This window comes from Paenibacillus sp. sgz302115, assembly GCF_056120445.1.
Map to the genome: position 1 here is coordinate 86,782 of NZ_JBVYOK010000002.1, position 14,839 is coordinate 101,620.

The 14,839-nt window shown below is 52.1% G+C and carries 12 protein-coding genes; 9 read left to right on the forward strand and 3 right to left on the reverse strand.

The genetic code is table 11. The annotated features are described in order from the left end of the window. The first annotated feature begins 14 nt into the window (after positions 1–14). Both AC0LWN_RS05905 and AC0LWN_RS05910 read left to right on the forward strand, forming a co-directional pair. A complete protein-coding gene (locus tag AC0LWN_RS05905; protein WP_474663667.1) occupies positions 15–1,445 on the forward strand; it encodes a sensor histidine kinase in 1,431 nt (476 codons plus the stop codon). A gap of 137 nt (positions 1,446–1,582) precedes the next feature. Then, entirely contained in the window at positions 1,583–2,899 is a 1,317-nt protein-coding gene (locus AC0LWN_RS05910; protein ID WP_474663668.1) for an MFS transporter, read from the forward strand. Positions 2,900–3,065: 166 nt separating this feature from the next. Here the strand turns inward: AC0LWN_RS05910 and AC0LWN_RS05915 are convergent, their stop codons facing one another. After that, positions 3,066–4,046 (reverse strand): zinc dependent phospholipase C family protein, encoded by a 981-nt coding sequence (locus AC0LWN_RS05915; protein ID WP_474663669.1) that lies wholly within the window; start codon positions 4,044–4,046, stop codon positions 3,066–3,068. A gap of 192 nt (positions 4,047–4,238) precedes the next feature. Between AC0LWN_RS05915 and AC0LWN_RS05920 the strand changes: the two genes are divergently transcribed. From AC0LWN_RS05920 to AC0LWN_RS05930, 3 genes are all read left to right on the forward strand, one after another. Next, complete coding sequence (locus AC0LWN_RS05920; RefSeq protein ID WP_474663670.1) at positions 4,239–4,655, forward strand: VOC family protein; 417 nt, start codon at positions 4,239–4,241, stop codon at positions 4,653–4,655. 245 nt (positions 4,656–4,900) lie between these two features. After that, positions 4,901–6,727, forward strand: coding sequence for a methyl-accepting chemotaxis protein (locus AC0LWN_RS05925; RefSeq protein ID WP_474663671.1), 1,827 nt, complete (start codon positions 4,901–4,903; stop codon positions 6,725–6,727). A gap of 172 nt (positions 6,728–6,899) precedes the next feature. After that, complete coding sequence (locus AC0LWN_RS05930) at positions 6,900–8,684, forward strand: aminopeptidase P family protein (protein WP_474663672.1); 1,785 nt, start codon at positions 6,900–6,902, stop codon at positions 8,682–8,684. Between the two features lie 174 nt (positions 8,685–8,858). On the opposite strand, the gene AC0LWN_RS05935 is transcribed toward AC0LWN_RS05930, so the two are convergent. Both AC0LWN_RS05935 and AC0LWN_RS05940 read right to left on the reverse strand, forming a co-directional pair. Next, the gene (locus AC0LWN_RS05935) at positions 8,859–9,752 is read right to left on the reverse strand and encodes an NAD-dependent epimerase/dehydratase family protein (RefSeq protein ID WP_474663673.1); all 894 of its coding nucleotides are present in this window, start codon (positions 9,750–9,752) and stop codon (positions 8,859–8,861) included. Positions 9,753–9,788: 36 nt separating this feature from the next. Further along, positions 9,789–10,541, reverse strand: a complete 753-nt coding sequence (locus AC0LWN_RS05940; protein ID WP_474663674.1) for an RNA polymerase sigma factor — start codon at positions 10,539–10,541, stop codon at positions 9,789–9,791. Positions 10,542–10,727: 186 nt separating this feature from the next. Between AC0LWN_RS05940 and clpP the strand changes: the two genes are divergently transcribed. The 4 genes from clpP to nspC all read left to right on the forward strand — a co-directional run bounded on the left by clpP (position 10,728) and on the right by nspC (position 14,727). Continuing rightward, a complete protein-coding gene (gene clpP / locus AC0LWN_RS05945; RefSeq protein ID WP_474663675.1) occupies positions 10,728–11,309 on the forward strand; it encodes an ATP-dependent Clp endopeptidase proteolytic subunit ClpP in 582 nt (193 codons plus the stop codon). Positions 11,310–11,327: 18 nt separating this feature from the next. Further along, the gene (locus AC0LWN_RS05950) at positions 11,328–11,534 is read left to right on the forward strand and encodes a hypothetical protein (protein ID WP_458963092.1); all 207 of its coding nucleotides are present in this window, start codon (positions 11,328–11,330) and stop codon (positions 11,532–11,534) included. A gap of 836 nt (positions 11,535–12,370) precedes the next feature. After that, a complete protein-coding gene (locus AC0LWN_RS05955) occupies positions 12,371–13,570 on the forward strand; it encodes a saccharopine dehydrogenase family protein (protein ID WP_474663676.1) in 1,200 nt (399 codons plus the stop codon). Between the two features lie 20 nt (positions 13,571–13,590). Next, the gene (gene nspC / locus AC0LWN_RS05960) at positions 13,591–14,727 is read left to right on the forward strand and encodes a carboxynorspermidine decarboxylase (protein WP_474664134.1); all 1,137 of its coding nucleotides are present in this window, start codon (positions 13,591–13,593) and stop codon (positions 14,725–14,727) included. Positions 14,728–14,839 lie beyond the last annotated feature (112 nt).

Sequence of the window (14,839 nt, forward strand, 5' to 3'; positions counted from 1 at the left end):
CAAGGAGCTGCCGCATGAACAGAAAACCGCTTAAAACGCAGTTTCAACTGACTTTTACCTTTATTATTCTGTGCAGTGTGGTGGCGACGGTGATCACCTACGCGCTGGTCATAATGCTCTATATGCGGGTAGAGAACAAGCTGGTGTATCCCGGAAATCACTATGAGAAGCGGTTGCCTGCTATCGAAAGCTATATCAAGCAGGAGAAATCCGCTCTGCTTGACCCTTCTGCCAGACAGGCGCTGGAAGCGGTGATACCGGGTGAAGGGATCTACTATCAAGTGGTGGACGGAGATGCCCGTAAACTATACGGCACACTTGAGGATGTAAAGGTTCCGGATAGCGAGGCGCTGTACAAGCTCTTTAACGAAACCAGCAGGATGCAGGGCAGGTATGTGGTGACGGTACCCATTATTGAATCGGGCGGTGTGATCAAAGGAGCGGTGATGATGTCCTATGTGCTGCAGCCTACATACGTGCATAAATCCGGCAACTGGTGGCTGACGGTCATTTTTATCACTGCCCTGCTATCGCCGTTCATTTATATTATCCTGTTCACCCTGCTCTTCTCGCGGTTATTTACGAATAACATCAACAAGCCGCTGCGGCTGCTGATGGAGGCTGCGCGGAAGATCAAAGAGAAGGATCTCGATTTCGAAATCGGCTATCATTCGGACAATGAGCTGGGGCGGCTGTGCGGCGCTTTTGAAGAAATGAAGGCTGAGCTTCAGCAATCGCTCTCGGCGCAATGGCGGATGGAGCAGGAGCGTGTGGAAATGGTCGAAGCGCTGGCGCATGATCTGAAGGCTCCGCTGTCCATCATCAGCGGCTACACCGAAGCATTGATTGATTCCGGGGCGGGGGATGAGAAGCAGCAGCGTTATCTCGGCGTGATCCGGGAGAATGCGGACAAGAGCAGCGAGCTGGTGCGGCAGATGCAGTATACCTCGGATCTGGAGCGGACGGATTCCGTGCTCCATTCGCAGACCTTTGAGCTCGCGCCTTTTCTGGAGCGGAAGATGAAGGTCTACGAGCTGGAGGCCGGACGGAAGAGTATTGAAATGCTTTTGAAGATGGAGGCTGCGGCGGGGATTTCGATATGCACCGATGCGGATTTGCTGGAGCGCATTCTCGATAATGTGGTGATGAACAGTCTGGAATATACGCCGGACGGCGGCGTAATTTCAGTGTCGGTTAAGACAGAAGGGGACCGTATATTCTACGAGATCAGGGATAGCGGTCCCGGGTTCAGCCGCAGAGATCTGGAGAAGGCTATGCAGAAATTTTACCGGGGGGATGACGCAAGGGGCAGCAGGGACGGACATTCCGGGCTTGGCCTTTATATTGCGGGACAGCTCGCAGCGAAGCTGGGCGGTTCCATTCAGCTAAGCAATGCACCCGCAGGCGGGGCATGTGTGGTTGTGGAGCATACAGGAATCATTTGACTTTTCCGTTTCCTGTAAATTAATACTCCCCGAACATGGGCTGAATACCATGCTGACATTTTCTGTGTATAATCGATGCTGACGAATACAAGCTTGCATGGCTTGGAAAATTGGTTTACGAGAGGGAAATGATCAGGATGAATAAATCTGCGGTACGCGCATGGCTCATGTATGACTGGGCGAATTCAGCCTATGCGACCACGGTATTGGCAGCAGTGCTGCCGATTTTTTACAGCTCGGTGGCGGCGAAGGGACTTGGCGAAAATACAGCCGCTTCCTATCTGGCTTACACGCATGCTGTCGGCATGGCACTGGTTGCGCTGGTGTCACCGCTGCTCGGTGCTATTTCCGATGTTTCGGGCCGCAAAACAAGCTTTTTGACTGTATTTGCACTGCTTGGCATCGTTTCTACTACGGGTTTTGCCCTGGTCGGCGAAGGGGATTGGCTGCTCGCTTCCACACTGCTCGTCCTGTCCACACTAGGGTTCGCCGGGAGTCTGACCTTCTATGATTCCATGCTGCCTGACCTGGTTCCCTCCGGTAAAAGGGATGATGTCTCGGCAAAAGGTTATGCCCTCGGCTATATCGGCGGAGGTGTGCTGCTGGCGGTCAATCTGCTGATGATCCAGCAGCCGCAATTGTTTGGCATGAAGGACACGCTGATGGGAACACGGGCTTCGTTCGTATCCGTAGGGCTGTGGTGGCTGATTTTCTCCATTCCGGTTATCCGCCGTGTGCCTAATCTCCCCCGGCAGTTGACCGGCTTAAGTGCAGGAGGATATGTGCGTGCGGCAGGGCGGAGAATCATCGGATCATACCGTGATATCAAACGCTACCCTGAGCTAGTCCGGCTGATTGCTGCCTTCTGGTTCTACAATGACGGGATCAACACGATCATATTAATGGCTACCATCTATGGGACGACGCTGGGGATCGGTTCAAGCGATCTGATTCTGGCTCTGCTGATTACACAGTTTGTCGGTTTTCCAAGCACCATTCTGCTGGGCAAAACGGCAGAGCGCTTCGGTGCCAAAAAGACGCTGCTCATCTCGCTGTTCGTTTATTTGCTGATTGTGCTTCTCGGTTTTGGTATGACGAGTGCCACGCATTTCTACATTCTGGCGATCATGGTAGGACTGGTGCAGGGAGGCAGCCAATCCATTTCGCGTTCCTTGCTCAGCGACTTGATGCCGCCTAAGCGGACAGGGGAGTTGTTTGGCTTTGTGAATATCACAAGCAAGTTCTCTTCCATCTTCGGCCCGTTTGTCTTTGGCCTGGTCGGCCAGCTCACCGGGAATCCGAGACTGGGCATTCTCTCCCTGCTGCTGTTCTTCGGACTTGGAATTGCAATTGTACTTAAGCTCGACGTAAACCGCGGCAAACAGGATGTGCTGCACAGTGAAGAGCCGCCTATCCCGTCTTCGCTTCCGGTGCATGGGACGGCAGAAGCATAACCTATATACAGAGGCTTAATCCGAAAGCCCGCGAAATTCGAATGTGACACCTGCCGCTATGCAAGCGGCGGGTGTTTGTGCTGTAAAGAAGGGCAACACAAAAACAGACCTCCCTGCGGAGATCTGTTTCGGATCAGCCTTCAAGCGGCAGCAGTATCCGGTGCGGTCAGGAAATGATGCCTGCTTCCCAGATCGGCTCGGCATACAAATTCTTCAGCTTGCTGCTGCATTCCTTGCCTGTATCGTAGGAACGGTCGCCCAGCACATGCTTGAAATGCTCCAGTGCCCGTGCAGCCTCCCCTGGCACGGTGCTGTTCACCCATGCGGAGAGCGCCCGCAGCACCGTCCGGCCTTCCGAAAGCGCCTCCTCCCACAGGTCCCAGACGCTTTCGGTCCGCACTTCGGAGTAGAGTGCGGAATGCCGCCACTCGCCATGCTTTTCGTTCAAATAATCAAGCCGTTCCTCGGCAGGGGATGGTTGTGCAGAGAACAGGCGGCGGGCTTTGCCCCATAGCAGCGCCTTCTTCCAGCCCTTTGGATCGAACAGGCATTTATGAGCCAGCAGCATATCCAGATAAGCCTCCTGCCAGATTTCCACCGGGAGCCGTTTGGCTTCCGGGTACCAGGCAGCGGCGGTTTCGTGGAGAATCGTATGAATAGAGAAGGGCATCTGGGAGCCGACGTTGATTTTTTTCCAGGAGGCGTTTCGCCAGGTATCCAGCTGCTTCAGCCGCTTCATGAACAGGGTGTCGAGGACAATCTCAAAGCGCTGGTGATCCCGGTGCTTGTAGCCCGCCTTCCAATTAATATAAGGATGAAGATTCCGGTCCAGCAGATGATGGGTAAGGAACCCGAGGAAATACTGCTGCGCTTCCTTCATCTCGGCAGGGGGAAGCGAAAGGGTCCGCTGCCAGAATTCTATTAATACCGGCCCGCAATTCTCCGTGTGCATGAGGTCGCCTAGCCGGAGCGCAGGGGTATCCTTTTTCCAGGGAAGAAAGCTGTGATACAGCAGAAAATCCGGTCCTTGGCAGCCAAGCTGATACAGCTCGGGACGATCCCTCATATCCGCCAGAAAAGGAAACTCCTCTCTGAACTCCTCCGCGAGCTGTTGTCCGTATTCAAGATGCATCCAAATGTTCGGCATTCCTTTCACCCTCCCGTCTTATTTATCTCCAGCATACAGGCCGCGTGTTAGAAGAGATTGAATAATGCTCAAGCCAATTGTAATTCTTGTTGTGAAAAAATAATACACCCGAATCCGGCTGTTATCAACTTTAGCGGATATACGCTATAATCAAGTGGCAACACTCAAAATACATGCAGAGGTGATCAGAAAATGGGATTTCAGGCTCGTCAGTTGTTTGTCAATTTGCCGGTAAGCGATCTGCAGGCGTCGATTAACTTTTTTACCGCACTCGGTTTCGAGTTCAACCCGCAGTATACCGATGAGAAAGCCACATGCATGATTATTAATGAGAACACTTTTGCCATGCTGCTGAAGAACGAATACTTTAAGACCTTTGTATCCAAGGAAATCACCGACACCTCCGGCCACACCGAAGTGATTCTGGCTTTCTCTGCAACGAGCAGAGCTGAGGTGGACGAGCTGGTTCACAAGGCGCTGGACGCCGGTGGCAAGAAGTATAATGACCCGGTAGACCACGGCTTTATGTACAGCTGGAGCTTCCAGGACATCGACGGCCATCTGTGGGAGATTGTGTACATGGAAGAAAGCACGGCGGAAAACGCATAGCAGACATCCATGCCGCTCTTTTGCGGTACTTCAGACGATGAAATTTCATAGAAGAATAATTATGATAGCAATCTAGTCCTATTCGCCATGCCCGGTGGATAGGACTTTACCTTTTTTGTTAACATTTTCGCAACAGATTCTTTACGATCTGCATACAAAAGCTAGGAGTTTCGTTAATATCCAGCTTCTACAATGAGTGTGTTAGTAAAATATACCTATTGTAATACGAAGTTTGAGATGAAGGGATGATTCGTTTGAAGGGAAACCCGCTGCACTTTTCTATGAAATGGAAGCTGATTCTAAGTTTTTCCGCCATTACGCTTATTTTTCTGGGGGTGGCACTGTACCAGGGGAATAAGATCAGCGACGTAGAGCGTTCCATGGAAAAGCAAAAAACGGAGATGGAAAAAAGAATCACCGTCTCAACGATCACCCAGTTGCTGCAGGAGATGAACCGGGCGGAAAGTGCGCTTGCCGAGTCGAGTGATGTGGAACTGGCCGGGCAATTTAAGGACAAGCAGCAGCAGCTTGCCTCTGAACTGGCGAAAGTGAATTTTGAGGCAGACACGCCTGCCTTCAAGGTGCTTCAACAATTGCGGACCCAAACCGGAGAATATAAAGGGATCTTTGACGAACTGGTTGCAACAATGGGAGATGCCAGCCTCGATCCATTGACTGTGCTGGAAAAAATTGATGACTTACATACGAAGGCATTGGCACTCAGCCAATCCATGCTGAAGACGAATGGCGAGCTGTATAAGGCGGCTGCCGATAATGCCGAGAAGGCGCAAAGTTATTCTTTTCTTATGCTGGACCATACGGTATCCATCGTTGTTTATGCGGCAGTGGGCGTATTCCTGTTCACCTTGCTGCTCGGCTGGATGCTGATCCGCTCTTTCATGACGCCGGTCGGCAAGCTGCAGGCGGCTCTCAAGGAGATCTCCGAAGGGGATCTGCGGCAGCAGATCAACTCCCCCTACAATGATGAGCTTGGACGGCTCAGCCACCATTTCGATCATATGGTGAGCCGGGTCCGCGATATGCTGCGGCAGACCTTGTCTGCGGCTTCATCGCTTGCGGATTATTCCCATTCCTTCCAGCAGTCCTCTGCAATCACCGCCCACGCCAATCAGGAGATTCTCCGCACGATACAGGAAATCTCCGTGGGGGCCGGACAGCAGGCGGTGCAGTCTGAACAAAGCTCGGTGCTGCTGCAGGAGCTGGAACGCGAGGTTCATGAAATTACCGATCATACCGATGTGATGCTCACGACCAGCGAAACGGCTAACCGGAATACACGCAAGGGCTCCGAGACGGTCACTGCGCTGCGGGAGATTTCAATGCATTCCCGAACTTCCATTAACAAGGTCTATGATGCGCTAGAGAAGCTGGTCCAGCAGTCAGGAGATATTTCGCGCATTACCAATTCCATTACGGAGATTTCCAAGCAGACAAATATCCTGTCCCTGAATGCTGCCATTGAAGCAGCACGGGCCGGCGCTTCAGGCAAGGGTTTTGCCGTGATCGCCGATGAGGTTCGGCATTTATCCGTACAGACGAACGATTCATCCATACATATCAGCCGGATTATCAGTGAGCTGCAGGATAGCATGGCGGATTTCCAGCAATACATGCTGGAAACCAAAAAAAGCCTGGAGGACCAGGATCATCAGGTAGCAGAAACCCTGGCTTCCTTCGGGGCCATTGACGAATCAATTACCGGAATCAGCCGCCAGATTGGACAAATTCATCAAAAGGTGGAGCAAACCCGGAAGATCAACTCCCGGCTTGCTGAATCCGTACATTCAGTCGCTTCTGTAGCCGAGCAGACTGCAGCGGGCGTGCAGGAGGTCAATGCTTCCAGCACCCAGCAGGATCAGGCAATCAGCGATATCGCCCGGCAGGCGGTAGAGATCAATGAAATATCGCAGCAGCTGTTCAAGGAAATCAATGTGTTCAAAATCGAAGAGCAAACCGCGCCGGATACCCCGGCTGGTCTGCTGCTGATCATGGATGAACCCGCCCATGAAGATGCCGAAGCTACAGGCAAGCTGCTTGCGGTCGGAGAGTGAAGGAAGTAAAAGCCCGCCCTGCGGGCTTTTGCTGTATTCACAATCAGTTTCATGATCGGATTTCTTTGGAAGGAACTGGTATATTTATCCTTGATTTATCTGCACTAACGGACGTACACTGGGGAAAGTCGAAATAATAGATTCCACATTTTACCTCAAGGAGACGTTACACATGGAAACCCGAGAAAAGCTGTCTTTGCTGCGGCAGTGGATGGACAAAGAAAACATTGATGGATGCTACGTTCCCAGCAGCGACGCCCATATGAGCGAGTATGTAGGAGAGCATTGGAAGAGCAGAGAGTGGATAAGCGGATTTACCGGATCGGCGGGAACGGCGGTTATTCTCAAGGAGAGCGCCGGCCTATGGACGGACGGGCGTTACTTCATTCAGGCGGCACAGGAACTGGAAGGCTCCGGGATTACGCTGTTCAAAATGGGTGAGCCCGGCGTGCCTGCTATAGAGGAATGGCTGAAAGAAAATCTCCCCTCCGGCAGCCGCTTGGCAGTGGATGGCAGAACCGTGTCCATACGGACTATGGAGACCTTGTCCAAGGCCACCGAAGGCAAAAATATTGTATTCCTCACGGACAAAGACCCGATTGGTGCCGTATGGCAGGATCGTCCGGAGATTCCAGGGGAAAGCATTTTTCTTCATGCTGAAGAACTGGCGGGCAAAAGCAGAGCAGAGAAGCTGACTCTGATCCGCACGGCCATGAAAAGTCATGGAGCGGATTATTACCTCCTGCCGGTGCTGGACGAGATTTGCTGGCTCTTGAATATACGGGGCCGGGATATTCTCTACAATCCTTATGTAACCTCATATGCAGTTGTGGGACCGGATTCCGCATGCCTGTTCACCGATCTCCGCAAGGTGCCGGAGGAAACGGTCCGTGCCCTGGCAGATGACGGAATCCGCGTGCAGGCTTATGAAGACGTGTACGGCTATTTGTACGGATTGGAGGCTCCGGCGGCCCTCATTCTTGATCCTGCGAAAACGGGCGTCCGGCTCCGCACCTCCATTCCTGAAGCTATCCGGGTGATTGAAGCGCCCAGCCTGGTTACGCCGCTCAAGGCCGTCAAGAATGATACGGAAACCGGCCATATCCGGGACGCTTATCTCAAGGACTGCACCTCTTTGGTCCGCCTGTTCAAGTGGATCAAGGAGAACGTGGCCCAGGGAGGCATTACCGAGCTGGATGTTGTGGACAAGAGCCTGGAATTCCGCCAGGAGCTTCCTTTATTCCAGGAGTTTAGTTTTGCGGCCATTTCTGCCTACGGGGACCATGCAGCGATGATGCACTACAAGCCGGTACCCGAAGGCCAATATACCCTGCAGCCGGAAGGCTTCTTCCTTCTGGATTCCGGCTGCCACTTCCATAATGGCACAACGGATATTACCCGGACCCTTGCGCTTGGACCGCTCACGGATGAGCAGAAAAAGGACTTTACCTTAGTTCTGAAATCCGTCATTGCCTTGTCTACAGCCCGGTTCCTGTACGGCTCCACCGGCTCCAGCCTGGATATTCTCGCCCGAAAGCCCTTGTGGGATAACGGACTGGATTACAAATGCGGCACCGGACATGGCGTAGGCTATTTCTCCAATGTCCATGAAGAGCCGCAGCGGTTCAGCCATAAGCCCAATACGGCAGTCCTGGAAAAAGGGATGCTCATTACTGTGGAGCCCGGTGTCTACAAGGAAGGCCGCCACGGTATCCGGACGGAAAATACCCTGCTGGTGGTGGAGGATGAAACTACCGAGTTCGGCACCTTCTTCCGGTTCGAGGAGCTTTGCTATCTGCCGATTGACCGGGAAGCGATTCTTCCCTCCCTGCTAACTGATTCGGAGCGCAGCTGGCTTAACCTGTACCACCAGGAAGTATATGACCGCCTGAGCGGCACCGGCATGCTGAGTGCTGGAGACCTGGAGTGGCTGAAGCGGGAAACCGCAGCTATTTAATTCTCTGGACTTATACCCAAATAAACAGCCTTGGTCATGGATTCCATCGGACCAAGGCTGTTTTGGCTTGTAACCAAGTGATGAATGAATGATTCCAGCAAGGGGGCGACTGCCCCTGCTGCGCCTCATTATGCCGCCATTCTTAGCTGGTCAGATGCCGAAGCAACGGGCAAGCTACCCGCGGCCGGAGAGTGAATGATTCAGCGCTGCGACCAGCTCCGGGAACCATTCCGCCAGCTTCAGGAAGTGAAAGCCCGCCCCGCGGGCTTTTGCTGTATCCATATGCCAGGACTCTTCGATTCCAAACGGGGACATATCCGCACTGGCAGTTTCCTTCACGACAACTGCCTGTCGGCCTGTCTCTTGCTCAATCACAGAAATGATCTCCCCAATCGCCAGCGTGCCGTCCGAGCATGCGTTCACGGGTCCCGTCAGCTGTGAGAACCCCAGCCAGTACAGGAAATCTGCGGCTTCATCGGAGCGGATAAACGAGATAACCGCACCCGGATTCGGTATCCCGACAGGTCTGCCCGCGCGGACATGCTCAAGGTGAAAATGCAGCCGCTTCGTGTAATCATCCGTTCCGAGCACAATCGGAAACCGGACCGCAGCGGCTGGAAAAGCCGATTGTGTCAAAAGAACCGTCTCGGCCAATCTTTTGCCCTCCTGGTAACTGAAATCCTCCCTCGCCCCGAATTGCAGCGGATAGGATAACGGATCAAAATCAGCCTCAAGCAGAATGTCCGGCCTTGGGTCATACACAGACAGGCTGGAGGTTAGAATATATCGCTTAGCCGTGCCCGCGAATATCCGGCTGGCCGCAGCCGCCTCATCCGGCGAATAGCAGATGTTGTCATAGACCACATCCCATACAGCAGCTCCCACCGCTTCAGCAAGCGCTTCGGAATCTGTCCGGTCCGCGTTCAGCCGCCGGACATTACCGCCAAAGCTGTCCTCCGCGAATCCCCGCGTAAGAAGAGTTACCTTGGTGTCTGCGTCCTGCAGCAGCCGTTCAACCAATCTTTTGCCAAAAAAACGGGTTCCCCCGAGTACAAGTATGTTCCTCATCGTATACACTCCTCAAAATTAGGTTAGCCTGCCTCATTATGCCGCCATTCTTAGCTGTGTCATAGTTCCGGTAGCCGGGTTAGCGATGGTGCTGATTCCGCCAAAATGTCCCTGCACGGTGGTACTGCTTACCGCCATCGTCACTTCTGCCGCTGTCTCCTGGCGGAGCAGCTCCAGCATGACGGGAAGCTGGCCTTTCTCATAGGAAGCGGCAAGTGCGCGCAGCAGAATTCTGAAATCCATGTCCTGTGGCAGCGCGGGGCCTTCGTGGTCTGTCAGCTCCCGGCGGACCGCTTCCAGAGCATACCGAGCCCGGTGCAGCGCAGCTTTGACCGCTCCTTCAGTGGTATCGAGAATCTCCGCTGCTTCGCTTGCCGGATAACCGAGCACATCACGCATCAGGAACACGGTTCTTTGCAGCGGCGATAGATGCCGGATCAGAGCCTGGAACGCAAGCTCGATTTCGGTAAGGCTGTTCTCAGGTGTCTGCCCGGAATCGGGACTGGAAGAAGCTAATGAGCGCTCCAGCACGCGTCCCAGGGACGCTTTGCGCCGCACACCGTCAATCCAGGTGTTCTTGGCAATCCGCAGCAGCAGCGCTTCGGGATTCGGGGCAGCCGCGAATTTCCCGTAAGCAAGCGCTTTGGTCCAGGTGTCCTGGGCCAAATCCTCTGCGTCCGCCCGGGAGCGGGTCAACGACAGGCAATACCGTTGCAGGGCTTCACGAAGCGGCGATAGGCTGCTCTCGTCTATCAGGCTCACGGTGCTGTATGGTTCAAGGATCGACACTTGCGATCATCTCCTTTTTGTTTATGCTGAGTTTTCTGTTGCCTCTATTATATAAACGATCAGCTCAATGTAAAAGATACGGTGCAGCCCCAGCAATTGTGATCCTTCGGCCTTCGTATCCTTCGCAGCTCTTCCTCCGTTTACAGAGTATAAAAAAACAAATGCAACTCACTAGGAGGCATGAATATGAGCATAGTTCCTTATGTTATTGAACAAACCGGCAGAGGCGAGCGTTCTTACGATATTTATTCCCGGCTGCTGAAGGACCGGATTGTATTTGTGGGTGCGGCGATTGATGATCAGCTGGCGAACAGCATCATTGCCCAGTTGCTGTTCCTGGCGGCAGATGACCCGGACAAGGATATCCAGATGTTCATCAACAGCCCGGGAGGCTCGACTACCGCAGGCTTCGGCATTTATGATACGATGCAGGTAATCAAGCCGCAGGTCAGTACGATTTGTACAGGGTTTGCAGCTTCTTTCGCCTCACTGCTGCTGCTGGCCGGGGCTACAGGCAAACGTTATGCGCTCCCGAACAGCGAAATTATGATTCATCAGCCGCATGGCGGGGCACAGGGCCAGGCCAGCGACATAGCGATCAGCGCGAGACGTATCCTGCAGATCAGGGAAAAGGTTGTGCAGATCAGCGCGGAGCGCACCGGACAGCCGGCTGACAAGGTGGCGAAGGATATGGACCGGGATTATTTCATGTCGGCCCAGGAGGCGCTGGAATACGGTATTATCGACAAAGTGATTACCAAACTTTAAGCGGGGGAGCGGATTCAAATGCTGACAGCTTTGCTTGGGCAAGAGGTAACAATTCATTTTCTGGACGGCTCGAATGTCGTAGGTGGTGTACTAGAGGAGCTTGACGAACGGTTTGTGAAGTATCGCACGGAATATCAATTGCTGTACATTCCCATCACCTCCATCCGGGCGGTAGCCGTGGAGACGAAACCGCGTGAACGTCCCCGGGTCGGATTTGGGCAATAACAGCGGATTACACACTGCGTGGACTTTTTATCAAGTCTGCACAATGAACAGCCTTCATTTCTCTATTGTTATAGGGGAGTGGAGGCTGTTGTACTTTGGGGGTGGCTAAGTTGCGGACGGTGAGGGGGCTTCATGGTAAGGGCGTTTAGTTAATCTTTCCGTGAAGATAAGTGGAAAAAGGTCACTTAATCAGAGGGATTTGGCGATTTTTCTAGATTTAGGTGGAATTAGTACGATTAATCAAGCAGATAACGTAGAAATGATCAAAAATCGCCGAAATTAGGTGGAGAAATTCCAACATGCGACCCGAGTTAATGTTCCACCACACCTCTAGGTGGAGAAATTCCAACATGCTATCCAAGTCAGCCTTCGATTACATTATTAGTTGGCGAAATTCCAATTGGGGAGGAACAAAGCCGTTATTCCGGGCAAGCCGGGTATTGGATTAGCTGCGTTACACATAATAAGTCTAATGGGGCATAATGGTGCGGCCCCCATATGATAGGGGTATGAGCAATAGCAGAGGTGAGCCATTTCATAGCTTTTCAAATAATATTATGAAGTGGGCCGCTACTGTGGTACAATTGTCTAGTTGCTCTGATCTTCGAAGAGTCATTTTAGTTTTGGCTGTGCAGCATCATGGATTTGAAGAAGAAACCGAAGGGAAACGGAGTATTTCAGTGCATTTCCATGCGTTTCAGAGTATTAACGTGAAAAGTAGAAGATTTTACAGTCTCGGTATCAATTTTTGTCGTTTTTTATTGATTTATTGCTATGCATTATGTATAATCAGCGTTGTTGATTTTTCAATATGTAATTTTAGGAGGTAATCAATTTTGGGAAAAGCGTTAATTATTGGCGCTGGCGGTGTAGCAAGCGTTGTAGTTCATAAATGCTGCCAGAACCCGGATGTATTTGAAGAGATCTGCATAGCGAGCAGAACCCTCGCGAAATGTGATGCTCTGAAAGATAAATTGGCCGGAGGCCAGACGAAGATTTCTACGGCGCAGCTTGATGCAGACAACACTGAAGAGGTAATCGAACTGATCAAGAGCTTCCAGCCGGATGTCGTGATTAATGTCGCTCTCCCATATCAGGACCTGACCATTATGGATGCTTGCCTGGCAACGGGAGTGCACTATGTAGATACCGCCAACTACGAACCGCAGGATACTGCGAAATTCGAATACTCCTGGCAATGGGCCTACAAAGAAAGATTCGAGAAAGCCGGAATTACCGCGCTGCTCGGCAGCGGATTCGATCCTGGTGTAACCGGCGTATTCACGGCTTATGCGCAGAAGCATTATTTTGACGAAATCCACACGATTGACATTGTTGACGCGAACGCGGGCGACCACGGTTATCCGTTTGCGACCAACTTCAATCCTGAAATCAATATTCGTGAAATCACCGCCAACGGACGTTACTTCGAGAATGGCGAATGGATCGAAACCGCTCCACTGTCTGAGAAGAAAGTCTACGATCTCCCGGAGATCGGCCCGAAGGATATTTACCTGCTGTACCATGAGGAGCTTGAATCTCTGGCTGTGAACATCAAGGGCGTGAAGAAAATCCGCTTCTGGATGACCTTCTCGCAGAACTACCTGACTCACCTGAAGGTGCTTGAGAATGTGGGCATGACCTCTATTGAGCCGATTGTATATGAAGGCAAGGAGATTATTCCTTTGCAGTTCCTGAAGGCAATTCTGCCTGACCCGGCTTCTCTGGGACCAAGAACGAAGGGCAAAACGAACATCGGCTGCATTATTCAAGGCACTAAAGACGGTCAGCCAAAAACATATTATGTCTACAATGTCTGCGATCACGAAGAATGCTACAAAGAGGTTGGCTCCCAGGCCATTTCCTACACTACGGGCGTTCCTGCGATGATCGGAGCGATGATGATTATAAAAGGCATCTGGAAGAAGCCGGGCGTATACAACGTTGAAGAGTTCGACCCGGACCCATTCATGGATGCACTGAACAAATACGGACTGCCTTGGCAAGAAGATTTCTCGCCAACGCTTCTTGACTAGGACGTAAGGCAATGAAGGAAATAGATATCGATATCAGCACGCTGCCGTCGCCCGCTTATCTAGTCGATGAACGGCTGCTTAAGAAGAACCTGGAAACGTTGAACTACGTGCAGGAGCGTACCGGTGCTAAGATCCTGCTCGCGCAAAAAGGCTTCTCGATGCACGCGCTCTACCCGCTGGTCGGCAAATACCTGCACGGCGTAACCTCCAGCTCCTTGTTCGAAGCGAGACTCGGCTATGAAGAAATGGGCAAAGAGGTGCATGTCTATGCACCGGCTTATGTAGACCGCGAGTTCGACGAGCTGCTTGGCTACACGGACCATATTGTGTTCAACTCGTTTGACCAGTGGAACCGGTTCAAGGACCGGGTGCAGAATGCGCCCAAGCGTATCAGTTGCGGCATCCGCGTCAACCCGGAGTATTCCGAGATTGAAGTGCCGCTGTACGATCCATGCTACAACTACTCCCGTATGGGAGTAACGCTGCCGAACTTCCGCCCTGGAGAGCTGGATGGCATCGACGGGCTGCATTTCCATACGATGTGCGAGCAGAACTCGGATACGCTGGAGCGTACGCTCAAGGTAGTCGAGGAGAAATTTGGGCAATATCTGCACGGCATGAAATGGCTCAACTTCGGCGGCGGACATCACATTACCCGTCCGGATTATGACCTGGAGACACTGATTAAGTGTATCCTGCATATGAAGGAAACCTATAATGTTCAGATTTACCTGGAGCCGGGCGAAGCTGTTGCGCTTAATACAGGATACCTGGTGGCAACGGTGCTGGACACGATGCATAATGGAATGGATATCGCCATTCTCGATACTTCGGCGGAATGCCATATGCCGGATGTGCTGGCGATGCCGTACCGTCCGGGCATTATCGGTGCCGGAGAGCCGGGCGAATACCCGTACACGTACAGACTTGGCGGCATGACCTGCCTGGCGGGAGATGTTATCGGGGATTATTCGTTCCCTGAGCCGCTCAAATACGGCGACAAGCTGGTCTTCCTCGATATGGCGCATTATTCCATGGTCAAAAACCATATGTTCAATGGCGTGAACCTCCCGTCCATCGCTTCCTACAACGAGGAAGAGGGCCTTAAGGTAATCCGTGAATTTGAATATAAGGATTTCAGCGGCCGGTTGTCTTAAAAAAAGGTTTATATAAAATGAACTTGAGGTTTGATATTTTAGGTTATGGTCGTAACTCCGGGGAATGTTTGGACTTCCGGCCGCTGTTGTCTCCATATTTCTTAATTTGAAC